At 38.0% G+C, this 26,825-nt stretch carries 24 protein-coding genes; 18 read left to right on the plus strand and 6 right to left on the minus strand.

Going from position 1 to position 26,825, the window contains the following annotated elements:
- Positions 1-465: 465 nt before the first annotated feature.
- A complete protein-coding gene (locus ACZ1AQ_RS06155; protein WP_489632065.1) occupies positions 466-978 on the plus strand; it encodes a hypothetical protein in 513 nt (170 codons plus the stop codon).
- 252 nt (positions 979-1,230) lie between these two features.
- Here ACZ1AQ_RS06155 and ACZ1AQ_RS06160 read toward each other — a convergent pair whose 3' ends face one another.
- A complete protein-coding gene (locus tag ACZ1AQ_RS06160; protein WP_489632066.1) occupies positions 1,231-3,294 on the minus strand; it encodes a M13 family metallopeptidase in 2,064 nt (687 codons plus the stop codon).
- A 475-nt stretch (positions 3,295-3,769) separates the two neighbouring features.
- On the opposite strand from ACZ1AQ_RS06160, the gene ACZ1AQ_RS06165 reads away from it, so the two are divergent.
- The 7 genes from ACZ1AQ_RS06165 to ACZ1AQ_RS06195 all read left to right on the plus strand — a co-directional run bounded on the left by ACZ1AQ_RS06165 (position 3,770) and on the right by ACZ1AQ_RS06195 (position 10,328).
- Positions 3,770-4,435 carry an SCO family protein gene (locus ACZ1AQ_RS06165; protein ID WP_489632067.1) on the plus strand — a complete coding sequence of 222 codons (666 nt, stop codon included), beginning with the start codon at positions 3,770-3,772 and terminating at the stop codon, positions 4,433-4,435.
- A 348-nt stretch (positions 4,436-4,783) separates the two neighbouring features.
- Entirely contained in the window at positions 4,784-5,014 is a 231-nt protein-coding gene (locus tag ACZ1AQ_RS06170) for a FeoA family protein (RefSeq protein ID WP_489632068.1), read from the plus strand.
- 5 nt (positions 5,015-5,019) lie between these two features.
- On the plus strand, positions 5,020-7,122 hold the full coding sequence (gene feoB / locus ACZ1AQ_RS06175; RefSeq protein WP_489632069.1) for a ferrous iron transport protein B: 2,103 nt from the start codon (positions 5,020-5,022) through the stop codon (positions 7,120-7,122).
- Positions 7,123-7,212: 90 nt separating this feature from the next.
- Positions 7,213-9,450, plus strand: coding sequence for a TonB-dependent receptor family protein (locus ACZ1AQ_RS06180; protein ID WP_489632070.1), 2,238 nt, complete (start codon positions 7,213-7,215; stop codon positions 9,448-9,450).
- Between the two features lie 68 nt (positions 9,451-9,518).
- Positions 9,519-9,644, plus strand: coding sequence for a FeoB-associated Cys-rich membrane protein (locus ACZ1AQ_RS06185; RefSeq protein WP_082923242.1), 126 nt, complete (start codon positions 9,519-9,521; stop codon positions 9,642-9,644).
- Positions 9,645-9,783: 139 nt separating this feature from the next.
- Complete coding sequence (locus tag ACZ1AQ_RS06190) at positions 9,784-10,014, plus strand: hypothetical protein (protein ID WP_064715399.1); 231 nt, start codon at positions 9,784-9,786, stop codon at positions 10,012-10,014.
- Positions 9,999-10,328, plus strand: coding sequence for a hypothetical protein (locus ACZ1AQ_RS06195; RefSeq protein ID WP_489632071.1), 330 nt, complete (start codon positions 9,999-10,001; stop codon positions 10,326-10,328). The genes ACZ1AQ_RS06190 and ACZ1AQ_RS06195 overlap by 16 nt, the downstream gene beginning before the upstream one ends.
- Here the strand turns inward: ACZ1AQ_RS06195 and ACZ1AQ_RS06200 are convergent.
- From ACZ1AQ_RS06200 to ACZ1AQ_RS06210, 3 genes are all read right to left on the minus strand, one after another.
- Positions 10,325-10,978, minus strand: coding sequence for a metal-dependent transcriptional regulator (locus tag ACZ1AQ_RS06200; RefSeq protein ID WP_489632277.1), 654 nt, complete (start codon positions 10,976-10,978; stop codon positions 10,325-10,327). The genes ACZ1AQ_RS06195 and ACZ1AQ_RS06200 overlap by 4 nt on opposite strands.
- Before the next feature lie 56 nt (positions 10,979-11,034).
- Entirely contained in the window at positions 11,035-12,915 is a 1,881-nt protein-coding gene (locus ACZ1AQ_RS06205; RefSeq protein WP_489632072.1) for an Nramp family divalent metal transporter, read from the minus strand.
- Positions 12,916-12,997: 82 nt separating this feature from the next.
- Positions 12,998-13,387 (minus strand): Fur family transcriptional regulator, encoded by a 390-nt coding sequence (locus ACZ1AQ_RS06210; RefSeq protein ID WP_489632073.1) that lies wholly within the window; start codon positions 13,385-13,387, stop codon positions 12,998-13,000.
- 77 nt (positions 13,388-13,464) lie between these two features.
- On the opposite strand from ACZ1AQ_RS06210, the gene ACZ1AQ_RS06215 reads away from it, so the two are divergent.
- From ACZ1AQ_RS06215 to ACZ1AQ_RS06255, 9 genes are all read left to right on the plus strand, one after another.
- On the plus strand, positions 13,465-13,815 hold the full coding sequence (locus ACZ1AQ_RS06215; protein WP_489632074.1) for a MerC domain-containing protein: 351 nt from the start codon (positions 13,465-13,467) through the stop codon (positions 13,813-13,815).
- A gap of 64 nt (positions 13,816-13,879) precedes the next feature.
- The gene (locus tag ACZ1AQ_RS06220) at positions 13,880-14,353 is read left to right on the plus strand and encodes a hypothetical protein (RefSeq protein ID WP_489632075.1); all 474 of its coding nucleotides are present in this window, start codon (positions 13,880-13,882) and stop codon (positions 14,351-14,353) included.
- Between the two features lie 132 nt (positions 14,354-14,485).
- Positions 14,486-15,733 carry a GTP-binding protein gene (locus ACZ1AQ_RS06225; protein ID WP_489632076.1) on the plus strand — a complete coding sequence of 416 codons (1,248 nt, stop codon included), beginning with the start codon at positions 14,486-14,488 and terminating at the stop codon, positions 15,731-15,733.
- A 207-nt stretch (positions 15,734-15,940) separates the two neighbouring features.
- Positions 15,941-18,199: a TonB-dependent receptor gene (locus tag ACZ1AQ_RS06230; protein ID WP_489632077.1), complete on the plus strand. Its 2,259-nt coding sequence runs from the start codon at positions 15,941-15,943 to the stop codon at positions 18,197-18,199.
- A 412-nt stretch (positions 18,200-18,611) separates the two neighbouring features.
- Complete coding sequence (locus tag ACZ1AQ_RS06235) at positions 18,612-19,265, plus strand: hypothetical protein (protein ID WP_489632078.1); 654 nt, start codon at positions 18,612-18,614, stop codon at positions 19,263-19,265.
- Between the two features lie 312 nt (positions 19,266-19,577).
- Positions 19,578-20,036, plus strand: coding sequence for a GNAT family N-acetyltransferase (locus ACZ1AQ_RS06240; RefSeq protein WP_489632079.1), 459 nt, complete (start codon positions 19,578-19,580; stop codon positions 20,034-20,036).
- Positions 20,033-20,317, plus strand: a complete 285-nt coding sequence (locus ACZ1AQ_RS06245; RefSeq protein ID WP_489632080.1) for a hypothetical protein — start codon at positions 20,033-20,035, stop codon at positions 20,315-20,317. Before ACZ1AQ_RS06240 ends, ACZ1AQ_RS06245 begins: the two co-directional genes overlap by 4 nt.
- A gap of 157 nt (positions 20,318-20,474) precedes the next feature.
- Positions 20,475-22,013 carry a subtype B tannase gene (locus tag ACZ1AQ_RS06250; protein WP_489632081.1) on the plus strand — a complete coding sequence of 513 codons (1,539 nt, stop codon included), beginning with the start codon at positions 20,475-20,477 and terminating at the stop codon, positions 22,011-22,013.
- Between the two features lie 580 nt (positions 22,014-22,593).
- Positions 22,594-23,256 carry a GNAT family N-acetyltransferase gene (locus ACZ1AQ_RS06255; protein WP_489632082.1) on the plus strand — a complete coding sequence of 221 codons (663 nt, stop codon included), beginning with the start codon at positions 22,594-22,596 and terminating at the stop codon, positions 23,254-23,256.
- 57 nt (positions 23,257-23,313) lie between these two features.
- Here ACZ1AQ_RS06255 and ACZ1AQ_RS06260 read toward each other — a convergent pair whose 3' ends face one another.
- Together ACZ1AQ_RS06260 and ACZ1AQ_RS06265 are read right to left on the minus strand one after the other, a co-directional pair.
- A complete protein-coding gene (locus ACZ1AQ_RS06260) occupies positions 23,314-23,658 on the minus strand; it encodes a DUF6686 family protein (RefSeq protein ID WP_064715415.1) in 345 nt (114 codons plus the stop codon).
- Positions 23,659-23,669: 11 nt separating this feature from the next.
- Complete coding sequence (locus tag ACZ1AQ_RS06265; RefSeq protein ID WP_489632083.1) at positions 23,670-24,584, minus strand: DUF6607 family protein; 915 nt, start codon at positions 24,582-24,584, stop codon at positions 23,670-23,672.
- A gap of 108 nt (positions 24,585-24,692) precedes the next feature.
- Between ACZ1AQ_RS06265 and ACZ1AQ_RS06270 the strand changes: the two genes are divergently transcribed.
- Entirely contained in the window at positions 24,693-26,810 is a 2,118-nt protein-coding gene (locus ACZ1AQ_RS06270) for a TonB-dependent receptor plug domain-containing protein (protein ID WP_489632084.1), read from the plus strand.
- The last annotated feature ends 15 nt before the right edge of the window (positions 26,811-26,825 follow it).

The raw sequence follows: 26,825 nt of genomic DNA on the forward strand, positions 1-26,825 counted from the left end.
AATAACTTATGAAAGGCACAACAAACCTTCGTGTAATTCTTATTCGAAGGCTTGTTATGTCTTTTTTTAAACTAAAAAATAAATAAATTTTTAGTTTGTATATATCATAGTAATCGGGGCTAGGGGAGGACGTTTGGTTTTTCATAAGCCAAGGACTACTAATGCAAATGGTGTTTTTAAATGATTTTCCAGTTGTTTTCCTGCAAGGTTTTCAAAACCTTGTAGGTATGTTGTTTGAATCCAAATACCTACAAGGTCAAAAAAAGACCTTGCAGGATGGTTTTCAAGTAGTAGAATTTTGATGAATTACTATGAAATTGTATTGTTTTTTCTTCTTTTATTTACAAACAAATTCACTTATAATTCCTACTTTTAGAAAGTGTTTTTAAGCCAATGAAGAACACTAATCCAAGAGTATATAGCTTAAAAACAACAATTATTTACTACATTATAATTCAACAATTTATGAAAAGAACAATGCTTTTAGCCTTCTTGATGGTTTCGATTGCTGGAATGGCACAACAACTTAACTATGGTAGTGGAGGTACCGTTTATACTTCTGAAAACAAAAAATTAACTTCTGATGAGGTTAGACAATTATTAAGCAAAAACACCGAAGCTTTAGCAGAATACAATGCTGGGCGTAATAAAAAAACGTGGGGAAATGTTTTGTTTTATGGTGGTTTAGGATTGGTAACAGTTAATCTTGCAACAGCGATGACTACAGATAACACTACATCTACTTATTACCCTGGTGATTATGCTCCAAACATCAAATCTGAACGATCTAATTTAACTGCCGCTATCATTGGAGGCGCAATGATTGTAGCTTCTATACCAATAAAAATTGGCTATCCAAAAAGAATCAAAAAAGCTTTGGGTTTACACAACAATGGAACAGCAAGTACTTTCGAATCTCAACCAACTACAACATTACTAGCAAGTGCTAACCAAATTGGAGTAAGAATCACTTTTTAAATAAGTTTCCTTTTTTGAGTTGTTTTCCTGCAAGGTTTTAAAAACCTTGTAGGTATGTTATTTGAATACAAATACCTACAGGTCAAAAAAAAGACCTTGCAGGAAGATAGCACTAAAATAAAAACTGATAAACTGAAATTTTAGATAATAATCAGATTCAGATTGTAAGTTTTTAAATTCCATCTAATTTACACCAACAAAAAAACCATCAGCTTTAGCTGATGGGTTTTGGTATTATTAGAGCAGTAAATCTTACCAGATTTTTACTCTTTTGTCTGGAGCGATATACATTCCGTCATTCGGTTGAATATTGAAGGCATCGTAGAAAGCATCAACGTTTTGTAAAGGCACATAGGCTCTGTACATACCTGGTGAATGCGGGTCGGTTTTTACTTGCGATTTCAAGGCTTCGTCTCTCATTTTAGAACGCCAAATGGTAGACCAAGAAATGAAGAAACGTTGTTCTGGGGTATATCCATCAATCAATCCTGGGTTGCCGTTTTCTTTTAAGTACAATTGCAAACCATCGTAAGCAGCATTCACACCACCTAAATCTCCAATGTTTTCACCTAAAGTAAATTTACCATCTACAAAAGTACCTGGAAGCGGTTGCAAAGCGCTGTATTGTGCAGCTAAAGCGCCAGTCAAAGCACCGAATTTTTTCAAATCTTCTGGTGTCCACCAGTCTACTAAATTACCGTCGGCATTGTAACGTGCTCCTGAATCATCAAATCCGTGAGAGATTTCGTGACCAATAACCCCTCCAATTCCACCATAATTCACAGCTTCGTCAGCTTGGTAATTGTAAAAAGGTGGTTGCAAAATAGCAGCAGGGAATACAATTTCGTTGTTCGATGGATTATAGTAGGCATTTACTGTTTGTGGTGCCATACCCCAACGGTCTTTGTCTACGGGTTTGCTCAATTCAGCAAAGTTTTCTTTATTACGCCAAATAGCAATGTTTCTTACGTTCTCAAAAAACGTTCCTCCTTCAGCTGGACTTTTGATAGTCAAAGCAGAGTAGTCTTTCCATTTGTCTGGATAACCAATTTTAACTCTTAGTTTGTTTAATTTGGCAATCGCACTTACTTTCGTTTCAGCCGACATCCAAGGTAAGTTGTTGATGCGGTTTTCGTAAGCACGGAAAATGTTTTTAATCATTTTGGCTGCCTTTTCTTTAGCTTCGGCAGGGAATTTTTTCTCTACGTATAATTTCCCTAAAGCTTCACCCACAGACCCTGTTACGGTTTGTAAAGCTCTTTCTTCAAAAGGTCTTTGTTTTACAGCACCCGTTAAGGTTTTGCCATAAAATTCCCAGTTAGCTTTTTCAATTTCTGTAGATAATTGGCTAGAAGCTCTGTTCAATAAAGACCAACGCATATAGGCTTTCCAGTCGTCTACTTTGTTTTCTTTAAAAAGGGTTTCTAATGCCGTCATATATTTAGGTTGCGACACGATAATTGTTTGATTCGTTGGCAAACCAATTTTAGTGAAATACGTAGTCCAATCGATGGATGGCGTTAGTTTTTGTATTTCCGCAACGGTCATTGGGTTGTACGATTTACGACGGTCTCTTCTTTCTACACGGTCAAAACGAGGCTTAGACATTTCGATTTCTAAAGCCAAAATTTTCTCAGCGTTGGCTTTGGCTACTTCTGGTTTGTCGCCTAAATATTGCAACATTTTAGCCACGTGCAGTACATATTTTTCTCTTTTTTCTTTAGAATCTTTGTCTTCGCCTACATAGTAATCACGGTCTGGTAAGCCTACGCCTCCAGGTCCTAAGTTAATTACATTGACATTGCTGTTTTTAGCATCGGTACCTACACCAGCGCCAAAGAAGCCAATGCCTCCAGTAGGTTCCATTTCGATTAACAAAGCTTGTAAATCTTTTACGTTTTTCACCGCGTTGATTTTTTTCAAATAAGGTTTTAGGGGAGCAATACCTAATTTGTTACGGCTTACGGTATCCAACATGGTTTTGTACAAATTGATGGCTTTACCTTGGTCGGTATTCGATTTGTACGCTGGGTTGTTGGCGGCTTCTTTTAGGATGGCCAAGGCATCAGCGTCGGTGCGTTGACGCAATTCGTCAAAGCTTCCCCAACGGGTTTTGTCGCTTGGGATTTCGGTAGTGTTCAACCAGGTTCCGTTTACATATCTGAAAAAATCATCGCTTGGTTTGATGGTTTTATCCATATATTGGATATTGATTCCTGGCTCTTTGGAGGCCGAAGCGGTTTGTGCTTGGCTCCATCCAAAACTAAAAACTGCTGGTAGTGCAAACAGTAAGGTGGTGGACTTTTTTGGGTTCATATTAAAATTTGAATTAGTTACGATACATTCGTGTCAAAAAGCAAAAAATAGTTACATCGAAATTGCTTTTTTTGTGACAAAAAATACATTATTAAGAGAATTTTGCACAATGGAATTCCTTTTTCTTGCTTGCATAAAATTAGCATTACAATAAAGACGTCTTTCGAATTTTGACTCTTGAAATTTTTATGCAAAGGGCAAGAATACCCTATTGGACTTCATAGTGTAGTAAAGGTTTAACGTCTTGTGAAATTTTTTTTGCGTGAGGGGTGGAGTGGAGCTCTTTTTTTATCCCGTTTTTTCGCGGGATAAAAAAAAGCGGGAACGGAGACCCGACCCTTTGCCTCGTTTTTTCTACGAGGCGAAGGGGCACGCCCAAATTATTTTAAAAAGAGTAGTGTAAGGCAGACCGTTGTTTTGTAATTTTGCGCGAAATTCAAATGTTGTCTTTCTATTTTATTTTAAAAACCTACAAATGAAAGCTTTCTTTTATAAGTATCGTATATTTTTTGGTGTTTTATTGGTGTTTTCTGCGATTACAATTGGCTTGTTTTACAATGCGTTGAAACCAGAAAAGACCTTGCCGATTTACAATCCAGCTGACGTGAATCCTGAATTGGTGGACAGTACGGTGCAATATGTGAGTAAGGCACACACGATTGCAGATTTTTCGTTTGTGAATCAAAATGGGAAGACGATTACCCAAAAAGATTATGAAGGTAAAGTGTATGTGGCCGATTTTTTCTTTACGACTTGTGGTTCGATTTGTCCTAAAATGACCAAGAACTTGGCCGAAGTGCAAGCAGCTATCAAAAATAATCCCAAAGTAATGCTGTTGTCGCACACCGTTTTTCCAGAGACCGATAGTGTGCCTGTTTTGAAAAAATATGCTCTTGAACACGGCGTGATAGACAGCAAATGGAACTTGGTTACTGGTGATAAAAAGGAAATTTATACAATGGCTCGAAAATCGTATTTGGCCGTTAAGTTGGGGAAACCCGAAGAATTGTACGATATGGTACACACCGAGAATTTTGTGTTGGTGGACCAAAAAAGACGCGTTCGTGGTTTTTATGATGGAACCAAAAAAGAGGATATGACGCGATTGATAGAAGATATTAATTTTTTGTGTGCTAATTAGTTTGGTGAAAAGGGAACACGAATTTCACGAATTTTCACTAATTCAGTTCTGAAATGGAACACGGATCACGCCGATTTAAACAGATGAACACGGATTCTTATTTAGTTTGGTGAAAATGGAACGCGAATTCTACTAATTTTTACTAATTCGGTTTTGTTTTTTTGCTCTGCCTTTACAAGTCATAAATAGTTACGAGTTGTATTATTTGTGGAACTTCATTTCTACTTTGATAGTTTTTTAGCTATACTTCGTGAATTCGTGGCTACTTCTTTTATAATTGTGATAATTATCATTTGAATTTCTATTATAATATGTATTTTTGCAATCTTAATTCAATCTAAATAAGGTTTGTCGACAACAATACATTCACTCAAAAAAGGGGAAAGAGCCATTATCAAAGACTTTGATATTGATGCGATTCCATTAAAATTGCTCGAAATGGGCTGTTTGCCGGGTAATGAAGTAGCGTTGCTGCAAATCGCTCCCTTCGGTGATCCCTTGTACCTAAACATTAACGGGTCACACGTTGCGATTCGAGTAGCAACGGCTCAGGAAATAGAAGTGGAACGAATCCAATAAAGCTAATGACCAGCAATCACAACATCAATGTCGCTTTGATAGGGAACCCGAATGTGGGGAAAACCTCTGTTTTTAATCAATTGACGGGTTTGAATCAACAAGTAGGGAATTATCCTGGAATTACGGTAGAAAAAAAGGTGGGTTTTTGTAAGTTGCCTTATAATTTCAAAGCCAATATTCTAGATTTACCAGGAACGTATAGTTTGAATGCCAGCTCGATTGATGAAAATGTGGTGATTGAATTACTGCTCAACAAAAACGATAAACTCTACCCCGATGTTGCCATAGTGGTGACGGATGTGGAGAATTTAAAGCGAAATCTACTGCTTTTTACCCAAATCAAAGACCTTGAAATTCCAACGATTTTGGTTATCAATATGGCGGATCGAATGGAATACAAGGGCATCAGTTTGGATATTCCTTTTTTAGAAGAAAAGCTAAAAACCAAAATTGCGTTGGTGAGTTCCAGAAAAGGACAAGGAATTGAAGAAATAAAAAATCTAATTGTTTCTTATAAATCACTTCCCACCGAGCCGTGTATGAATGCCTCGGTAATTGATACTGAATATTTTGAAAATCTTCGCAAGGCGTTTCCGAATCAGTTGTTGTATAAGTTATGGTTGGTGATTACTCAAGATGTGAACTTTTTGAATTTAGAGCGAAAAGAAATCCAGAGTACATTTACCAAATCACATTCGGACTTGAAACGCTTGCAGCAAAAAGAAACCATTAAGCGCTACCAGTTTATTAATGATGTGTTGAAAGTGGGAATGACCATCGATCAATCTATTGCTAAAGATTTTAGAGCCCAATTGGATCGTGTGTTGACGCATAAATTCTGGGGCTATGTGATTTTCTTTTGTATTTTGTTTGGCATTTTTCAATCCATTTTTGTGTGGTCAGAAGTACCAATGGATTTTATCGATAGCTCTTTTGCTAGTTTGAGCGCTTGGTCTGCCGAAGTCTTGCCAGCAGGCATGTTGACCAATTTGATTTCCCAAGGAATTATTCCCGGAATTGGTGGTATCTTAATTTTTATTCCACAGATAGCCTTTTTGTTTTTGTTCATTTCGATACTCGAGGAAAGCGGATACATGAGTCGTGTGGTGTTTTTGATGGATAAAATTATGAGTAAGTTTGGGCTGTCGGGCAAAAGTGTCGTGCCTTTGGTTTCGGGAACGGCTTGTGCTATTCCTGCGATTATGGCGACTCGTAATATCGAAAATTGGAAAGAACGCCTAATAACCATTTTAGTGACTCCGTTTACGACTTGTTCGGCGCGTTTGCCAGTGTACGCTATCATTATTGGATTGGTGATTCCTGATCAAAGGGTGTTGGGAATCTTAAATCTACAAGGGCTAACGCTAATGATGTTGTATTTGCTTGGATTTGGAATGGCCATCTTTTCGGCTTATGTTTTGAATAAAATATTGAAGATTAAAGGGAAATCCTATTTCATTGTGGAAATGCCCAACTATAAATTGCCTTTGTTTAAAAACGTAGGTATCAATGTGATTGAAAAAACCAAAGCCTTCGTATTTGGCGCTGGAAAAATCATTTTGGCGATTTCGATTATTTTGTGGTTTTTGGCTTCGTATGGTCCAGGTGAAAACTTCAGTAATGCGGAGCAAATTGTAGAAAGTAAACACGCTGATAAACCGCTTTCTGCAACCGAGTTTGAGAACGAAGTCGCTTCGCAAAAATTGGAGAATTCCTATATCGGACTGATGGGTAAATCTATTGAACCTGTTTTGACGCCTTTGGGGTATGATTGGAAAATAGGAATTGCGATTATCAGTTCTTTTGCGGCGAGAGAAGTCTTTGTGGGTACTTTGGCCACGATTTACAGCGTTGGCGACACCGATAATGAAGACACCATCAAGAATAAAATGCAATCAGAAATCAATCCTTTGACAGGCGAAAAAGTCTTCAATTTTGCCTCTGGGATTTCTTTACTACTTTTTTATGCTTTTGCGATGCAATGCGTCAGTACACTTGCTGTTACTCGCAAAGAAACCAACAGTTGGCGATGGCCTTTGGGACAACTTCTTTTTATGAGCGCTTTTGCTTATACGGTGGCTTTAGTAGCCTATCAATTATTGAGTTAAAGTAGCAGAACAAATGTTAAAAGTAATTTTTAATTTGTCTAAATAAGAATCCGAACTTACATTTGCAGTCTAGAATTAATCTAAATAAAAATGAAATTATTCTTTTCTGCGCTTGTACTAGTGACAAGTAGTTTGGCTTTCGGACAACAAGACACTAATGATGTTGCTTTAAACGACACTGTAAAAAAATTATATCCCGTAACCGTTTATTACAAAAAACAGCCTGTAGAGCGCTTGAAAGAAGTGCAAGGCAATAGTTTGTTTTCTGGAAAGAAAAACGAAGTGATTTCATTGCTAAACACTAATGGAAATGTGGTAACCAACAATGCAAGAGAAATTTTTGCGAAAGTACCTGGTGTTTCGATTTGGGAAAATGAGGGGTCTGGAATACAAATCAATGTAGGGGTTCGCGGGTTGAGTCCAAACAGAAGTTGGGAGTTGAATACACGTCAGAATGGCTATGATATATCCTCGGATGTGTTTGGCTATCCAGAAGCGTATTACAATCCGCCATTGGAAGCAGTAGCCAATATTCAATTGGTTCGCGGTGGCGCTTCACTACAATTTGGATCTCAGTTTGGTGGAATGCTCAACTACGAATTGAAACGCGAAACGGAAAAAGCTTTCTCTTTCGAAACGCAAAACACGGTGGGAAGCTATGGCCTATTTAGTTCTTATAACGCCATTGGTGGTACCACAAAAAAAATAGACTATTACGTGTACAATCATTCCAGAAACGGGGACGGTTGGAGAGAAAACGGGCGCTATGCGGTGCGCAATACCCATGCTTATTTTGCGTACAAGTTCAACGAGAAAACCAAACTTTCTGCTGAATATACCAATATGGATTATGATATGCAACAAGCGGGAGGGCTGACAGATGCACAGTTTGAAGCCAATCCACAGCAATCTCTTCGTAGTCGTAACTGGTTTGGTACGCCTTGGAATGTAGGCGCTTTGATTTTGGATACCCAATTCAGTGACCGTTTGACTTTTAATGCGAAACTTTTTGGATTAATCGGAGAACGTAATTCAGTAGGTTTTCTAGCAGCTCCAAATGTTGAAGATGCAATTAATCCCGCAACGAATGCTTATGCTAATCGTCAGGTGGACCGTGATTTCTACAAAAACTTTGGTTTAGAAACCAGAAGTATTTTCAAATATACATTAGGTCAGGAAGAACAAAAATTAGCCTTCGGTGTTCGTTTGTACCAAGCCAATATGAACCGTGTGCAACAAGGAAGAGGAACAACGGGTTCCGATTTTGATTTGACGATTGAAGGTCGTTACAATCGAGATTTAGATTTCACCACAGACAATTTTGCCGCTTTTGCCGAAAATCAGTTCAAAATTACCCCAAGATTAAGTGTGACTCCTGGTGTGCGTTTCGAATCGATTCGTTCTACAAGTGCAGGAAGAATTAATATTACTAACGGAAATGATGTTATGGCCAATCCGCAAGACATTACCCGAAATGTGGCATTGTTTGGTTTAGGAGTAGAATACAAATGGGAAAGAACCAATTTTTACGGTAATTTTTCACAAGCCTTTCGCCCAGTATTATTTTCGGATTTGACGCCATCTGCAACCACCGATGTGATTGATCCTAATTTGAAAGATGGAAGCGGCTACAATTTGGATTTAGGTTACCGAGGTTCGTTGCTAGGTTTTATCAACTTTGATGTGTCCTATTTTTATTTACTGTATCAAAACAGAGTGGGAAGTATTCGTCAATTTACAAATAATGACCCATCGCAAAGCACTTATTTGTTCAGAACCAATTTAGGAGAGACCATACACAAAGGTTTTGAAGGATTTGTGAATGTGAATGTGACCAAAGCGTTTCAGGTAAATGAAGCCATCGGGGATATTAATTTCTTTGCGACTATGTCTTTTATTGATGCTACTTACTCTGATTTTAGACTAACGCAAGTATCGGGAACAGCTCCGAATATTGTGATTACGCAAAGTAATTTAGCAGGTAAGCAAGTGGAAAACGCGCCACGCTACATCCACAATTTTGGGATTAGCTGGGATTTCAAAAATATTTCTACCACGTTTCAAAATCGAAGAACCAGTAAGATTTATACCGATGCCAACAACACCGAAACTCCATCAGCAAATGGTGTAACTGGGGCATTAGCAGGATTTAGTGTCTATGATTTCTCTATGAAATATGACTTTTTTGGGAATTATAATATTAAGTCGGGAATTAATAATCTTACGAATGTTAGTTATGCTACTCGTCGTGCTGGAGGTTATCCTGGACCTGGCGTATTGCCAAATGATGGACGTACTTTTTACATTAGTATTGGTGCCAAATTTTAAATAAAGCCTACCTTTAACCCAGATTTCTAATTCGGAATCTGGGTTTAATTCTTTAAAATGAACCTACTATGTTGGTACAAGAAATCATCGCTTTTTCCTTATTGGCTATTGCCATTGGTTTCCTCATTCGAAAGTTTTTCTGGAAAAAGAAGTCCAAAAAAAACTGTGGAGACGGGAATTGTGGGTGTGGTTAAATCCCTATATTTGTATGTCATTTGTTCAAAACAATTCTTAGTGTCGTATTCAAATGACTTGAAGGGCAGTCTTATAAGTAAGATTCTGATAAAAGTTTCTCTAAATGATGTCATCTATCACAGTTAAAACAATCTACAAATGAAAAATATTTCAGGTGTTGAATTTAAAAGAGATGTTTCTGGTAAAGCAAAATCGGTAACGATAGATTTACAAAAACACGGAGAAGCCTTGCAGTTTTTTTTAGAGCAAGTAGGCGCTTTATCTGAAGAAGAAAATTTTGAAAAAAAATGGTCTGAGGGTATTTCAGGAGAGGAATTGGTCAAACGTGTTCACACCCATTTACGCACCTTGCCTTGGAAAAAAGAATAGTCTATACTCCATCATTTGAAAACTATTTGATTGATTTAATTACTATTCTATTTTTTGAAGAGTATTTCAGTTATATAGAAAATGCAGAAAAATATGTTATTGAGCTTCGAGATGAAATCGAAAAATATATTGATGTAAGGCAACACTACAAAACGCCTAAATTTTTAAGTCAATATGGAAGCTACTTTATAGTAGTTTCGCTAAATAACAAAACTTCTTGGTATGTCTTTTTTGACCAAAGAGACCAGCGTTATTTGGTTCAGTATATCACTAATAATCATATGGAAGAAGCTAGTTCACTTACGCTAAGTTAAATCCGCTTCACGTACAAGTTTCCTGCAATTTTTGACGATACGGTAAGTGGCGTATCGTTGATGATTAAATGTAAAGAGGCGTCAAAATTTTCTCTTCCCAATACTTTGATAACCGCTCCTAAAGCAATTTTTTGTTTGTTCAAGTATTGCAGAAAATCGGCAGAGGAATCTTTTACTCCCACACAAATAGCAGTTTCGCTTTCGGCCAATTCCGAGAGCAGGAGCTTTTCTATTTTAGTTATTTTTCCTTGTGCGTCTGGAATGGGATCTCCGTGCGGATCTTCAGTAGGGTTGCCCAAAAAATCATCGAGTTTGTTGATGAGTTGTTCGGATTTGATGTGTTCTAATTGCTCAGCGATGTCGTGTACTTCGTCCCAAGTAAAAGCCAATTTTTCAACCAAAAAAACTTCCCACAAACGGTGTTTGCGTACAATCATTTTAGCAGCGTGCGTACCTTTTTCAGTCAAGGAAACTCCTTGGTATTTGATGTAATTGATTAATGCTTTATCAGCCAATTTCTTTAGCATATCGGTTACCGAAGAAGCTTTGGTGTCCATCATTTCGGCAATGGCGTTCGTGGGCACTTCGGCTTCAAGCTGCACGGTCAAATGATAAATGGCTTTGAGATAATTTTCTTCGGAGTGGGTCATCATATGAAATGGAATTTTTAACCTCTTTCAGCTTTTAAAGCCAGAACGGGGTTGTTTTATTTTTTAGCATTATTAATCAATACTAATGGAATGGAAATCTTGTGACGCAAATGATCGATTGTGGTTCCCAATAGTAAATCTTTAAATCCAGTATGGCCATGCGTACCCATAATAAGTAAATCGAATTTGCCTTTATTAACCAATTTTGGAAGTACTTTGTTGGGCTTCCCAAAACCAAGTAGGGTTTTGACGTGGAAACCTTTTTCTTGAAACATTTCCTTGTATTCTAATAACAATTTTTCGTCAATGGTGGTTTCGTGATCGTCGGTTTGTTTACCATACATCATAGCACCAACAGTTTCTACCACATGAATCAGCGTATATTTAGCCTCTTTTCCACCCATATTAAAGGCGTAGTTAATGGCAGTTTCATCGGCAAAAGAAAAATCGACGGCAATAGCAATTTTTTGAGGGAGATGCGCCTCGGTAGCATTGAATTGCAAGGCCATATTATGTGGCGAATGATTTTGTATGGTATATTTTGTCTTGGTTAAGAATGGTTTTATAACAATATAAAGTAGTAAAATTAAGAAACCGATGGCCAGAGGCACTACTGTTAACCATAGCACCATTGGGTTTTGAGACTCCGTTAACCAACCTTGAATCTCGTCAAAAACCAATTTGGCGTTGAGCGAAACAATAATCAAAGCTATCGTCCAAGCTGCTATTTTTGTTATCGTATTGATATGGAAACCATTCATTTTGTTTTTATCGCTTACAAAATGGATCAATGGAATAATAGCAAATCCCAATTGTAAACTCAAAATCACTTGACTGAAAATGAGTAGTTTCCCTGTGACACTTTCGCCATAAATCAAGATTACAATAACTGCTGGAACTATGGCTATTATTCTGGTAATAATACGACGTACCCAAGGCTGAATCCGTAAATTCAAATAGCCTTCCATCACGATTTGACCCGCTAAAGTTCCCGTGATTGTTGAACTCTGTCCAGCAGCAATCAATGCCACGGCAAATAGAATAGAAGCCCATTTAGTGCCTAAAATTGGTGCCAAAAATTTATGGGCATCTTGAATTTCGGCCACTTCATACAATCCGTTTTTGTAGAAGGTGGCTGCAGCCAAAATCAAAATAGCGGCATTGACAAAAAAAGCCAAATTTAGGGCAATCGTCGAATCAATCAGATTGTATTTTAAGGCTTGACGAATACCTTTCGGACTGCGATCGAATTTTCGGGTTTGCACCAAAGACGAATGCAAGTACAAATTGTGGGGCATTACCGTGGCTCCAATAATTCCAATGGCAATATAAAGCGCAGCTTCATTTGGAATGGAGGGAATCAATCCTAAGACCACTTTGTCTAGTTCTGGTTGGGCAAAAAACATTTCGAATACAAACGAAAATCCTATGATGGCTACCAAAACAATGATAAAAGCCTCCATCTTTCGAATGCCTTTGTTGATTAAGAAGAGGAGTAAAAAAGTATCCAAAACCGTAATCAAAACGCCTTCAATCAACGGAATGTCAAACAGTAAATTAATCCCAATCGCCATTCCGAGTACTTCGGCCAAATCACAAGCAGCAATCGCAATTTCGGCCAAAAAATATAAAATGTAATTCACAAAAGGCGAATACGTTTCACGAGACGCTTGTGCCAAATCACGTTGGGTGACAATCCCTAAACGCGCACTCAAACTTTGCAATAGCAACGCCATAAGATTACTCATCAGTAATACCCACAATAGTGAATAGCCAAATTGACTTCCACCCGCAATATCAGTAGCCCAGTTGCCAGGATCCATGTAGCCTACACTTACGAGATAGGCAGGGCCTAGAAAAGCTAAGATTTTTCTAAACGTTGATTTTTTATTTTGTGTAGTCACCGATTGGTTGACTTCTTCTAAGGAATGACTCAATTGTATAGTGTTTTAAAACCCAAATATATACAAAAAAGTTCACTTTAAATATTTTTTTAGACTTGTCTAAATAATAAGAGGTTTATTGGCAATTGGGACAAATTCCGGTTACGGTGAAATTGGTTTCTTTCACCACATAGGCTGAAGGAATTTCAAATTGAGGGACTACAGCATCCAAACAGCTCACCGATTGGCATTTTTCACAATGAAAGTGCACGTGGTTGTGCTGATGCGGATGGTTGTTGTGAGTATGTTCGTGATGGCAACTGGCATATTTTACGGTACCTTCAGGAGTAGCGATTTTATGAATACTGTCTTCGTTTACTAAGCGGTCCAAAACGCGATAAATAGTAACGCGATCACAAAGACCGTTCAGCTGATGCTGAATTTCAATATGCGATAGCGCTACTTTTGATTCGGATAAAAGGGAAGCAATGGCTGTTTTGGCAGCTGTGTTACGGGTAGTTTTCATAAAAAAAATAAATAACGCAACATTGTTGCAATAAATAAAAAAGAGGCTATCTTTGCCAATCACAAAAATACAAAAAAATGAAGAAGCAAACTTTGATTGTTCAAGACGTTTTGGGAATTTCGAGTGCTAGTATCTGTTTGGTGCATTGTATTGTTTTCCCGTTGCTTTCGGTATTGCCTATGGGAATTGCGCATAACCCTTGGATTGATGTTTTCTTTTTTGGGATAGCGGCTGTTTTGATTTTTTCTATCCTGAAAGGGGAAGCACCTTTGTATATCAAATTGACATTGCTGTTTTCCTTGTTCTTGGTATTTAATGGGATGCTTTTAGATTTTGCGTTGCATGAAGAAACCTATTTGGTTCCCATCGGAGGGCTTGGAATCATCTCAGGCCATGTTTTGCATTACTTTTATCATCAAAAAAAATGATTTTAGTGGTTTCTTTGTCTTTCAAGCTGTATTTTTGTCGTTTATTTAATTAACGGCATAACACATGAATACACCCTATCGTTTTTCAAAGGAAGAAAATTCTTTATTGGAGCACTACAGTAAAAAGAAAACTGTATCGGCAGTTTTTTATCATTTATGGGTTAATGGTGTACAACCAGAAAAGCAATTTATATTTATTGATACGGTAGAGCTTCATTTTGAAGACCAAAGCGTTCTTTTTTTTAAAATAAATGAAGAGGATACGGGATTCAGTATTTTGGAAGAGTATGATTTTGAAAAGGAGCAAGCTGCATTAGCGGCTCAATTTGACGGTGCGCTTTCTCTAAAACGAGTTAATGTTTCTGCTGCTCCATTGTGGGTAGAAAACATTAAAACTCCTTTGTTGAAGATGCAATCTCAGATCGATGAGAAATATACTGTTGGTAATTTTGTTACGATTGATTTTGAGGCTGGTGCTATCGAAATCAACTATGAGCAAGAAACAGGTATAGGCGTGATTGTATACGAAGAATTATAAAACAGTTATAGTATTGTAAACAAAAGCTTCTTGTAAAAGAGGCTTTTTTTTATGCGTAATAAATAAAATGCAACAATATTGCATTAGAAGATTTTATTTCTATATTTGCAACATAATTGCAATAACGATAAAATGAAAAAACTTCCGGTTACGGTATTATCAGGTTTTCTTGGCGCAGGTAAAACCACTTTGCTTAACCACATTTTGCACAACAAAGACGGACTGAAAGTCGCTGTAATTGTTAATGACATGAGTGAGGTCAATGTAGATGCCCGTTTAATCAAAGACGAAATGACGCTTTCTCGAACAGAAGAAAAACTCGTCGAAATGAGTAACGGTTGCATTTGTTGTACGCTTCGTGAGGATTTGATGCAAGAAGTAGAAAAATTAGCCAAAGAAAATCGTTTTGATTATTTGTTAATCGAAAGTACAGGAATTAGTGAACCCATTCCGGTGGCGCAGACATTTACGTTTGTGAATGAGGATGAGAATATCGATTTGTCTCGTTTCAGTTATATCGATACTATGGTAACTGTGGTTGATGCGTTTAACTTTTTCAAAGACTTTGGCTCTGCCCAAACCTTAGAAGATATCAAAGCCACTAATATTGAAAATGATACACGAACAATCGTTAATTTACTGGTAGATCAAGTCGAATTTGCGAATGTGATTGTGTTGAATAAAACCGATTTGGTTACCCAAAAACAACTCGAAATTTTGAAAGCCTCCATTCAAAAGTTGAATCCTGTGGCAAGAATCATAACATCGACTATGGGGAAAATTGCACCTCATGAAATACTGCATACCGGTTTGTTCAATTTTGAAGAAGCCGAAACATCAGCGGGTTGGATGCAAGAATTGGAAGGCATTCACACGCCAGAGACCGAGGAATACGGGATTTCGTCTTTCGTTTTTAGAGACCCACGACCTTTTCATCCCTATCGTTTTTGGGAATGGATGACCAATCGTTTTCCGCAAAGCATCATTCGAAGTAAAGGATTGTTTTGGATGGCTTCGCGACCCGATCAAGCCATCAATTGGAGTCAAGCGGGTGGCTCTCTTAAAGCCGAAGGTGCGGGAGTTTGGTGGGCGAGTATGCCTTTGAGCGAGCGCATGACGTTTTCAAATTTTGTCGAATTTCAAGAGGTTATAGAAGAACGATGGACTCGAGCCTACGGAGACCGTCTGAATGAATTGGTTTTTATTGGAATAGGTCTGAACGAAACTGAAATTCGTCAAGAATTAGACAGTTGTTTGTGTACTCCCGATGAACTTAGAGACTTGCAAGATGGTTTTTTCTCTAGCAAAGACCCTTTTCCCATTCCAAGAACCACGACCAGTAATTCGCCTACAGCTATTTTTAACGAAAATCTGAATTAAAAATAAAAGTCTCTAATACTCCTTATCGTCTATCTATTGTTGGTTTTGAAAATAGTGGAGATCATTAAAATCATAATTTATTCTTTGTTGTAAATCCTGAATGTTTGGTTAATTTTTGGGTAAACAGACGGCTCAATTTTATTGAGCCGTTTTTTTAAGTTATTATAAAATTATTTTTTAGATTTGTCTAAAATATTATTTACTCTAATGAAATTATTATATAGCTATTTGTTTTTCTTTTCGTTAACTATTGCTTTGGCACAAGAAAAAGCTACTCTTCGCGGACAAGTCACCTCCGAAAATCAACCTGTAGCACAGGCACAGGTTGAAATTGTAGGTACCGCTTTTGGGACGCAAACGGATAGTTTGGGCTTTTTTGAAATTCCTCAATTGCCGCTACAACGCTACACGCTTCGCGTTGCTGCTATCGGCATCAAAACCCATCAGCAGTCCATCAGCAGTGCGGATTTTAAGCATTTACTAAAAATAAATGTGGTGACGAACGAGCAACTGCTCGACGAAGTAGTGGTTTCGGGTACGATGAAAGCCGTACGTCGTTTAGAAAATCCGGTGCCAGTAGAAATCATTTCGACCACTTTTTTGAAACAAAATCCCACCGCTTCAGTTTTTGAAGGCTTGCAAAACGTCAACGGTTTGCGTCCACAAAACAATTGCAATGTTTGTAACACCGGCGATATTCGGATCAATGGGTTGGACGGCCCTTATACGATGGTCACGATAGATGGCATGCCCATAGTGAGTGCTTTGGGAACGGTGTATGGTTTGTCTGGAATTCCGAATGCGATGATCGACAAAATCGAAATCATCAAAGGCGCCGCTTCGAGTTTGTATGGGAGCGAGGCAGTAGGAGGACTCATCAATATCATTACCAAAAAACCACAAAACGCACCACAATTTACTGCCGACTTGATGACCACTTCTTGGCTGGAAAACAGTCTCGATTTGGGTTATCGCACCAATATTGGCAAAAAATCTAATGCGCTTTTTGGACTCAGCACGTTTTACAATGATTATGCTGTCGATAACAATGGCGACAATTTTACGGATATTGCTTTGCAGAAAAGAGTTTCCTTTTTTAGCCGCTGGCATTTTGAACGCCGTTCCAAAAAAGAAATGAGCCTCGTCGCCCGTTATTTGTATGAAGACCGTTGGGGTGGCGAAATGCAGTGGAATTCCAGCTTTCGAGGAGGTGACCAAGTCTATGGCGAAAGTATTTATACGTCACGCTATGAAATCTTGGGCAAGTACCAATTGCCTGTTGACGAAAAAATGAGCTTGCAATTCTCGATGGTGGGCCATGACCAAAATTCGGTCTATGGTACTTCCGTTTTTTTGGCGAACCAAAAAATTGCGTTTGGGCAATACCTTTGGGACAAAGAGCTCCAAAATCATTCGCTTTTGTTCGGAGCCGCGGCGCGTTTTACTTGGTATAACGACAACACGCCTGCCACGGCCACTTCCTCTCAAACCCCTATTTACAGTGGATTTCTCCAAGACGATATCAAACTTTCTAAGCAAACGGGCTTGCTGTTGGGCGCGCGTTACGATTATCACCCTGCACACGGCTCGATTGTCACGCCACGTCTCGCTCTGAAATGGAAACCCACCGCCACCGATATTTTACGACTCAATTTAGGAACGGGATTCCGAGTGGTGAATTTGTTTACCGAAGACCATCAAGCGCTTTCGGGTGCTAGAGAAGTCGTCCTAAAAGGCGATTTAGACCCCGAAACTTCGTATACCGCCAACCTGAATTACCTCAAAAAATTCGATACCAACACCGCGGGCGTGCTCACCCTCGAAGCTTCGACTTGGTACACCCATTTCAAAAACCGCATCATTGCCGACTATGATACGAATCCCAACCAAATCATTTATGCCAATCTCGATGGTTTTTCTAGAATTTTCGGAAGTAGTATTTCCTTGGATTGGGTCAGTCCGTTTGGGTTAAAAGGGACTTTGGGCGGTAGTTATTTCAATCCGTTGACCGAGCAAGAAGGCCGTCGTTTTGTGCCTCTGTTTACCGAAAAAGTCAGTTTGTCTTGGGCTTTGAGCTACGAAATCCCCAACTGGTTCCTGAGTTTGGATTATACCGGAAGTTATACTGGCAGTATGCGTTTGCCCTTGTTGTCGCCCCTCGATCCGCGTCGCGAGTATTCCTTGCCGTATAGCATTCAAAACATTCAAATCACGTACAAGAAATTCCACAACGTGGAGTTGTTTGGCGGCGTCAAAAACCTCCTGAATTGGACACCCAATCGCGGCAATCCTTTTTTGATTGCGCGTGCCCATGACCCTTTCGATAAGCAAGTCACCTTCGATAGCAACGGCGTCGCACAACCCACTCCCGACAATCCCTATGCACTCACTTTCGACCCGACCTACGCCTACGGACCCAACCAAGGCATTCGCGCTTTTATAGGTTTGCGATGGCATTTGGATTAATGTTTAGGAGCTAATCCTGCTGTCCACTATATCTCTTGTGGCGAACCCCGCCACAAGAGGATGCCGTTCCCATCAGGGCTAGGAACGTTAGCGCAATAAAATTTCAATTTTTAAGTACCAAATTCCAAATCCCAAAAAGTGTCACCCTGTGCGTACTTGAAGGACAAATTCCAATCATCGCAGGGAACCGCTCCCCTCTAGAGAGGGGCTGGGGGTGTGTTTTTTAAATTCCAATTTATGTGACTTTGAAACTAAGCTTAATTAGTCCAAAAACAAAAACAATAATAGCATTGAATTTTTTGTAGTTAAAACTGTATATATTTGAGAAAACTAAAGTCTGACTCTTATCAGACCTATCTACTATTTGGCGGATAGATTCTGAGATTCGGGATTTTACAATATAAATTTTACTATGAAAGGATATCTTATTTTTATTATTTTGATAATATGTACTAATTGTCAACAATTTAAAATAGAAGAAAATTTAGATTATATACAATGTGAAGGTATTAAGATAAAAGAAATAACAAATTTTAATAAAAGTTATATTTCTAAAGGAAGTTATAAAAAAGGAAATGATACCGTTATTTCAAAGTATGAAATTGAATCAAAATATTCTTTATTGGTAATTAAATTAAAAAATGTTGCCAAAAATTATAAATTAAACATACATCCGAATACTCTTCCTACTTCTCCTGGTTTTTTTAGAGTTATCGGTGCTTCAAATGTATATGATGTGCAGTTTACTCCATCAGTTTATAAAAATGATTATAAAATTACTGAGATAGATTTCACATCAAATACTCAAATAAATAGCCCCATTAACAATGACACAATAAAAAGTTTGAACTTAAAATTTAGCGAATTTCAATTAAAAATTAATAAGCAGGAAGATAATTTAATAGCAACGAGTAGAATTGTATATTATGATATGGAAAATTTAAGCGCAAATTTTTTGTTTTACACAATAAAAAATGAAACTTATCTTTTTATTTTGACTCCCATTAAGGGTAAAGGTGTAATAGAAGACAATACATTATATAACTATTTATTCACTGTCAAATAAAATAAACATTGCGCATAAATCCATCCGCCAACACACGTAGCCGTTGTAAAACTCAATTAAAAAAGTAAAATTTAATAATACGCACAAAAACAAACCTCGTTTAAGGATATTTAAGCGAGGTTTATTTTTAGTTGTAGTCCTTAAAAATAGGTTTCTTAAGTTATAGATTGTAGTTTTTAGTAAAGTTGGTTTGACTATTTTTGGGATGACAATAAGCGGAGATTATTTTGCAGATCGATGTTAGTTGCTAATGAATGACGACACATTTATTGAAGCATTTTAGATAGTGAACTTTAACGATTAAAATATAACATGACAATCCAAATTATTGAAACAGAACCAACAGATATTGAGGTGATTCCTCTAATTGAAGAATTATCAGCAGAACTTGGAAAACGGTTTGGTGATACAGGTAAAAATTCATTTCAAGGATGGGATGGACAAAGCACTAAATCGGTTTTTGTAAAAGCAAGTTTGACAAACGAAGTTGTTGGCTGTGGTGCTATTAGGCCAATTTCGAGTGATATAGCAGAAGTGAAAAGAATGTTTTCAAAGTATAGTAGAAAAGGTATTGGAGGAAAAGTATTAGATTACCTTGAGGATAAAGCAAAAGCATTAGAGTACAAAGAAATTTGGTTAGAAACGAGAAGATTAAATCAAGAAGCCTATGCTTTTTATTTAAAAAAAGGATACAAAGAAATACCCAATTATGGAAAATACGTTGGTAACGAAAAAGCAATATGTTTCGGAAAATTAATTTCAAAAAAATGAATCAAGGAAGTGGTTGTTCGGTAATTCATAGGAATTTAAATATTTATAGAAGACAATATTTTGTCTATTTTAACGAAAAAAATGAAAGAGTGATTTTCGTAACTTTTAATAAAAGCAAACTCACAGTTATAGAGAAGATTAAAGGTTTTCAGATAGATGAGAGTGATAATTGGAAAAAAGAAAAGGAAAATTGGTTTGATGGTTGTAGCAAACATTGGGAAATAAAAATTAATTTAACAACCAGGGAAATATTTGATTTGGGAAATAATGGTGTTGCATAAAAAGATTTATTCAGATGACATACGTATGCAAGTATTTCTATTTTTAAAAAAGCAGTATAACTGCATACATCTGCCTTTAATAAGTACAGTATGTCGGTTTATGATGTAATATAGAAAAGAAAAGACATTGTTTTTCATAACTATAGATGTAAAAAATATGAGAAAAGTAATCCTTTTGAGTGCCGTATTTGTGAGTAGTCTGATTACTCTACAAGCACAAAATCAAACCATTAACTTGAAATTTGACGTGACAAAATTTCAAAAGCAAGAACTGACCATCGAAGGAAAGACGCTTAAAGTAAGAGCCTTTGAAAACACGATATATGTAAGCAATCCAGTAGATACTGCTTATCAAAAAATGAACATTTATATTCCAGAAGAATACTTTACTAATCAAACCCTAAATGGCTATACAGTTCAAACGGCTCCTATTTTTTTTCCGAATAAAGTTGGAGGATATATGCCAGCTAAACCAGCTACAACCAAAGACAACCCAATGGGAATGCGTCCTCCAATTAACGGAGAAGCTCCTTCTATGGGTAACAGACCTCTAGAAGGATTGCCTCCAATGCGAGAAAGAATACCCTCAAAGCCACTTACAGTAGTAGCCGCACTAGCTAGAGGTTACATTGTTGCTTCAGCTGGAGCTAGAGGAAGAACCTTAAAAGATCAAATGGGGAATTTCACAGGCAAAGCACCAGCTGGAATTGTAGATTTGAAAGCTGCGGTTCGCTATTTGAAATATAATGATGCCGTGATGCCCGGAGATGCTCATAAAATAATTTCAAACGGCACAAGTGCAGGTGGAGCTATGTCCACTTTACTAGGAGCTACGGGAGATGCCGTAGACTATGAGCCCTATTTAAACGCCATTGGTGCGGCAAAGGCAAGCGACGCAATTTATGCAGTTTCAGCCTATTGTCCTATAACCAATCTAGAACACGCAGATATGACCTATGAATGGCAATTTAACGGAATAAACACCTATAAAAAAGGAGGGCCATTTGCTCCAAAAAATGCGCAACCACAAGAACTGACCACCAATCAAATAAAAGTATCCAACGAATTAAAAGAATTGTTTCCTGCTTATTTAAATAGTTTACAGCTAAAAGATAAAAAGGGCAACCTACTGTCATTGGACAAAAACGGGGATGGTACGTTTAAAACCTTAGTTCAATCGTATGTGTTGGCATCTGCTCAAAAGGCACTGGATTCAGGAATTGATTTGTCTGAATTTCCGTTTGTAACAGTTGCTAAATCAAAAGTAGTAGGACTTGATTATGAAGCGTATTTAAAGTTTATTGGTAGACAAAAAACACCTCCAGCTTTTGATGCTTTAGACCTTTCAAGTCCAGAAACACAACTTTTTGGGACAACAACAATCGATACACAGCACTTTACAACATATAGTAAAATGCATTCAACTCTTACAGCTACAACTGTTGATGATCACGTGATAAAAATGATGAACCCGATGCATTACATTGGCGTTTCGGGGGTGGCGACTTCTAAGCATTGGCGCATTCGTCACGGGTCTAATGACAAGGATACGGGATTAGGGATTTCGGTGATGTTGGCCACTTTACTTGAAAATAATAATCTTAAAGTAGACTTAGCTTTGCCTTGGCAAAAACCGCATAGTGGCGATTATGATTTGGAAGAATTGTTTCAATGGATAGATGGGATATGTAAATAGCTAATGTTAGTTCAGTTTGGGGCTTTAGCCAAAATCTATAGTAGTTTTGGCTAAAGCCTCTACATTTTTATGATTATATCCTCTCGCTAAAGCGAGAGGCAATTGATTTTCCCGCAATCAATTAATAAGCATTATTTTATTGATGCGATATAAATTCAAATCCGATTTGTAGGTTTAGGCTACTTTCAAAATACCTACAAGGTCTGGAAAAAGACCTTGCAGGAAAACATCTTAAATCATTACAAGTTTATGACGTCCTTGTTCACGAAAAAAGGATGTATTATCGGATTTCCTGCAAGGTTTCTTTTAACCTTGTAGGTATGCTCTGTTAAAACACCTACAAGGTCTGGAAAAAGACCTTGCAGGTGAAGCAATTTTTTTTTGAAAAAAATGGATAGGAATGGGCTTTAGCCCATTCATTAATGTTAGTTCAGTTTGGGGCTTTAGTCAAAATCTAAACTAGTTTTGGCTAAAGCCTCTGTATTTTCTATAATTATTTTCTCTCTCTCGCTAAAAGAAAATCCAGAGATTACCAATCATTTTTTCTGTTCTGAAAACCAAATATTCTCGCCTAGCCCTGATGGGAGCGGCATCCTTGCTTGACGGGGTTCGGCAAGCAAGATATAGCGGACAGCAGGACGACTCGTGTGGTGAGCAGGTTGGTGGTGCTCCTCAAACTAATGTAAAAAAGCATTCGTTTTTTGGGGATAAAAGTTATTTTTACGGCTCAAATGCGCACGATATGATTTTGAAAACAGCAAGTCTGGCGGATATTCCAGTGATTTGGGATATTTTGCAAGCAGCGATTGCCCAACGTAAAGAAGACGGTAGCACACAGTGGCAAGACGGTTATCCGAATTTGGAAACAGTGACCGACGATTTTATAAAAGGATATGCCCACGTATTGGTCGAAAATGAGGTGGTGGTAGCTTATGCGGCTATCATTTTTGGAGAGGAACCGACCTACAACGACCTGCAAGGTGAGTGGTTGAGCGATTCGGATTATGTGGTCGTGCATCGTGTAGCCACAGCACCTGAGTACAAAGGAAAGGGAATTGCCACGCTTTTGTTTGAGAAAATTGAAGCGTTGAGTGTTTCGAAAAACGTGTTCAGCATTAAAGTGGACACCAATTTTGATAACTTTCCGATGTTGAAAATTCTCGATAAATTGGGTTATTCTTATTGTGGTGAGATTGTGGTTCGCGGGGCGCCACGAAAGGCTTTTGAGAAGTTGTTGAAATAGGATGAATTTATATGTAAAAAATCCAGCAATTGTTTGTGGTTGCTGGACTTTTTGGTTTTAATTGTAAATCATTTTATAGTTGATTTCCTCGGGGGCTAACAGGCGTGCCCGATGGCTAAAATCGACTAGTATTTTGAGTTCCTCCAATTCGTGGCGATTCAGCAAAATGATGAAGTTGTTTTGCAGGGTTGGAATGGGAATTTTCTTTTCATAGATAGAATTTTCATATTCCTTTTCCCAGTACGCGCTGTCTATGGAGTTGAGGTACACCCTAAATCTATCAAATTCCACCGCATCAAAGTTGAAGGTCAAATTGTTAAACGAAAGATTGTACAGCGAACTATGCGTACAATAAAATAACAGTCCGTTATTGGTTCTATTTAAAATGTTTAGGGTGCACATCGTTTTTGGTTTTAGCGAATTACAAATGCGTTAATGATTTTGGCTACTTCTTCTTGAGAAGCATCGGGTTTTAAATCGAATAGGATGCTGAATAATGATTTTTTATCTACTTTTTTCTCCAAGTTTAGGTCTTTGTTTTGACCGTAAACTTTTGCCCATTCGTTGCGTACTTTTGCCCAAAGGTCTTTGTTTTTTGCCCACCATTTTTGCGCCAATTGGCATTTTTCGTCAGGCACTTTGGTGTAAATATCCATTCCTTTTTCTTGTGCCAAAAGCACATCCGAACCTCCTTCTGTACGAATCAATTTGTCGTTGTCTTGTTCGTGAATCCATCCTTTTGGAGTGATTTCGTGTATGTTTCTTCTTTTCAAAACATTGTAATCGTTACGTTGTGTGTGTTCTCTTCTAGGCAAAGGCGCATCGGTAGTGTTTTTCCAAGACGTCACGCCATCTACTGTGGCCCAAGAAGCAGAGCCTTCGTATCTTGGACTGTCGTCTACTTGGTATACTTTCTGTGTCCATTGGCCTTTTACGGTTTTAGGGTCAAGTTTTTTATACTTCCAAGTAAGGTCTTTGTGAAACTGCAACAAATCGGTGTTTTCGTAGAGCCAGTCTTGTCGCCAGTGTTTTACAATGTCTTCTTCTTTGTTGCCTGTAATGAGGAGGTGTTGCAAAACCAATTTGTTAGGCGTGTTTTCTACCAATTCTACCCATTCCAAAGCCGTTTCGTGTTTGGTTTTTGAGGGTTTGTAACTAGCGCTATCTTTTGGATAGTCAAAGGTTTCGGTAAAATTGAATTGTACTTCATAACAACCACACATCGCTTGTATGGCCTTGATGTCTTCTTTTTTCTTGGCATTTTGTCCAAAACTAAGGGTCGTACTTAGTGCAAGTGCACTTAAGATAAGCATTGATTTTGTTTTCATTTTTATTAGTAAGGGTTAAAATTATGCGGACAAAAATACTATATTAATTTAGAATAAATAAAAATAAAGTATATATTTGCCGAAAATAATTAAGATTAATTCTAAATAATGAAAAAGAGTATAGCGGTTATTTTCTTGTTATTGCCAGTATTTACAGGCTATTCCCAGCAAAAGGAGCAAGATTCGCTTCGGGTTAATCCGCTGCAAGAAATTGTGGTGACCGGACAAATAGAACCCCAGTCTTTGAGAAAATCGGTTTTCAATGTTCGGGTGATTTCGAGTCAGGACATCAAAAATTTAGCAGCGAATAACTTGGCCGATGTCTTGAATCAATATTTGAACATTACCGTAAGGCCTAGTAGTTCTGATGGGCGTTCTACCGTTTCTTTATTTGGTTTAGACGGGCAATATTTCAAAATATTGGTCGACAATATTCCATTAATTGGCGAGGCAGGTTTGGGGAATAACGCCGATTTGTCTCAGATTAACTTGGACGACATCGAACAAATCGAAATCATTGAAGGCTCGATGGGCGTGACGCACGGTGCCAATGCCGTAAGCGGTGTGCTCAACATAATTACTAAAAAAGGGTCGCGCTACAAATGGAGTTTGCGCGCCACGACCCAAGAAGAATCGGTACACAACGAATTCTCACTTTTTGACAAAGGACGCCATATTCAGGCTTTGGCACTTTCTTATGCACCCAACGAAAGATGGTTTTTTAATGCATCGCTGAATCGGAATGATTTTCAGGGTTTTTTGGATGGTAAAAAAGGGAAGGATTATTTCGAAAATGATGCCACACGCGGCTATCGCTGGTTGCCCAAAGAACAATGGAATGCTACCACGATGTTAGGCTACCAAAAGAACGCTTTTCGAATGTTTTATAAGTTCCAATGGCTCAATGAACGTGTCGATTTTTACAACAGTACGGTACAGTCGGGCTATTCGCCAACGCTTGGTTCTTACCGCTATGCTATGGACAAAAGGTATTGGACGCAACGATTTTTCCACAATTGGAATGCTTCTGGAAAACTAGAAAGCGGAATGAGTTATACTGTTTCGCTTTCGCATCAAAAACAACAACGCGACACCGAAAACTTTAGGTACTATCTATTTACACAGCAAGAAAAGGAAGCTGTGAGACAAAAAGACCAAGCTATGGAAGTGTTGTATAGCACTGGAACGCTAAGTAATTTTTTCAAAAGCAAGAAAATAGATGTGCAATTGGGGTATGAAGTGGTGAGTAATTTGGGCTATTCTTTGGTGCAAGAAGGCAATAATCTATTTGCTCCGATAGCGAAACGCTTGAACAATTACGATTGGTTTATGAGTTCAGAAATCAAAGCGACGCCTTCTTTTTCTATTCGTCCCGGAGTTCGATATTCTATTCAATCGCAATTCGACAACCAATATGCAACTTTTTTGGGTCTGCGTTATTTGTTGCCAAAAGGAATAGAACTGCGTACTTCTTTGGGGCAATCTTTCAGAACACCAACTTTTGAAGAATTGTACACCAAACAAATTTTTGATGGGCATCATTTTACAGGCAATGAAAATTTGATTCCAGAAACCAGTTGGTCTTATGAAATGAGCGCGAAGAAAACGGCATTTTTGGATTCGGGTCTGCAAGTGTCGCATACGTTTACCGCCAATTATCTCAAAGTCAATGACCGTATCGATATGGCATTGGCGCGATTCAATGCCGAGACGGGTAATCCCGAATACGAGTACATCAACATCAGCCGCTATCAAATGTGGAATGTTTCGACCACGAATCAGTTCAAGGGCAAGAATTGGTTGCTCAATTTGGGTGCTTCTTTGGTAGGTGTTTCCCAAAGAATCGACAATCAAGTTTTTGTGTCAGATGACCGGTTTTTGTACACCTTCAATGCCAATACTAGCGTATCGTATACGCTACCCAAATGGAAAACGATTGTTTCGGCCTACTACAAATACAGTGGAAAAACCCAGCAATTCATAGAAAGTAGTGCTGCGTATGTGATTTCCGAAATAGACGACAGCCATTGGTTGGACGCGACCATACAGAAGAATTTTTTCAGCAATACACTCGAAACGACTATAGGCGCGAGAAACTTGTTCGACATCAAAAATATCAATCAAACTAGAACCGGAGAAGGGGCAGGACACGCCACGTCCAACCAAGTAATGCTGGCTTACGGACGTTCCTTTTTTGTAAAACTGACCTATAACCTTAATCTTTAATATAAATCAACTTTT

The sequence above is a fragment of the Flavobacterium sp. UM26 genome (assembly GCF_057922445.1).

Excerpts from the sequence above, each read along its gene's own strand:
- ACZ1AQ_RS06245 (WP_489632080.1), top strand. The coding sequence starts at position 20,033 with ATGAATCAAGGAAGTGGTTGTTCGGTAATTCATAGGAATTTAAATATT.
- ACZ1AQ_RS06265 (WP_489632083.1), bottom strand. The coding sequence starts at position 24,584 with ATGAAAACAAAATCAATGCTTATCTTAAGTGCACTTGCACTAAGTACG.
- ACZ1AQ_RS06250 (WP_489632081.1), top strand. The coding sequence starts at position 20,475 with ATGAGAAAAGTAATCCTTTTGAGTGCCGTATTTGTGAGTAGTCTGATT.
- ACZ1AQ_RS06210 (WP_489632073.1), bottom strand. The coding sequence starts at position 13,387 with ATGAAAACTACCCGTAACACAGCTGCCAAAACAGCCATTGCTTCCCTT.
- ACZ1AQ_RS06165 (WP_489632067.1), top strand. The coding sequence starts at position 3,770 with ATGAAAGCTTTCTTTTATAAGTATCGTATATTTTTTGGTGTTTTATTG.
- feoB (WP_489632069.1), top strand. The coding sequence starts at position 5,020 with ATGACCAGCAATCACAACATCAATGTCGCTTTGATAGGGAACCCGAAT.
- ACZ1AQ_RS06200 (WP_489632277.1), bottom strand. The coding sequence starts at position 10,978 with ATGACCCACTCCGAAGAAAATTATCTCAAAGCCATTTATCATTTGACC.
- ACZ1AQ_RS06220 (WP_489632075.1), top strand. The coding sequence starts at position 13,880 with ATGAATACACCCTATCGTTTTTCAAAGGAAGAAAATTCTTTATTGGAG.
- ACZ1AQ_RS06230 (WP_489632077.1), top strand. The coding sequence starts at position 15,941 with ATGAAATTATTATATAGCTATTTGTTTTTCTTTTCGTTAACTATTGCT.
- ACZ1AQ_RS06190 (WP_064715399.1), top strand. The coding sequence starts at position 9,784 with ATGAAAAATATTTCAGGTGTTGAATTTAAAAGAGATGTTTCTGGTAAA.
- ACZ1AQ_RS06155 (WP_489632065.1), top strand. The coding sequence starts at position 466 with ATGAAAAGAACAATGCTTTTAGCCTTCTTGATGGTTTCGATTGCTGGA.
- ACZ1AQ_RS06225 (WP_489632076.1), top strand. The coding sequence starts at position 14,486 with ATGAAAAAACTTCCGGTTACGGTATTATCAGGTTTTCTTGGCGCAGGT.
- ACZ1AQ_RS06215 (WP_489632074.1), top strand. The coding sequence starts at position 13,465 with ATGAAGAAGCAAACTTTGATTGTTCAAGACGTTTTGGGAATTTCGAGT.
- ACZ1AQ_RS06240 (WP_489632079.1), top strand. The coding sequence starts at position 19,578 with ATGACAATCCAAATTATTGAAACAGAACCAACAGATATTGAGGTGATT.
- ACZ1AQ_RS06260 (WP_064715415.1), bottom strand. The coding sequence starts at position 23,658 with ATGTGCACCCTAAACATTTTAAATAGAACCAATAACGGACTGTTATTT.
- ACZ1AQ_RS06180 (WP_489632070.1), top strand. The coding sequence starts at position 7,213 with ATGAAATTATTCTTTTCTGCGCTTGTACTAGTGACAAGTAGTTTGGCT.
- ACZ1AQ_RS06255 (WP_489632082.1), top strand. The coding sequence starts at position 22,594 with ATGGGAGCGGCATCCTTGCTTGACGGGGTTCGGCAAGCAAGATATAGC.
- ACZ1AQ_RS06270 (WP_489632084.1), top strand. The coding sequence starts at position 24,693 with ATGAAAAAGAGTATAGCGGTTATTTTCTTGTTATTGCCAGTATTTACA.
- ACZ1AQ_RS06160 (WP_489632066.1), bottom strand. The coding sequence starts at position 3,294 with ATGAACCCAAAAAAGTCCACCACCTTACTGTTTGCACTACCAGCAGTT.
- ACZ1AQ_RS06185 (WP_082923242.1), top strand. The coding sequence starts at position 9,519 with ATGTTGGTACAAGAAATCATCGCTTTTTCCTTATTGGCTATTGCCATT.
- ACZ1AQ_RS06235 (WP_489632078.1), top strand. The coding sequence starts at position 18,612 with ATGAAAGGATATCTTATTTTTATTATTTTGATAATATGTACTAATTGT.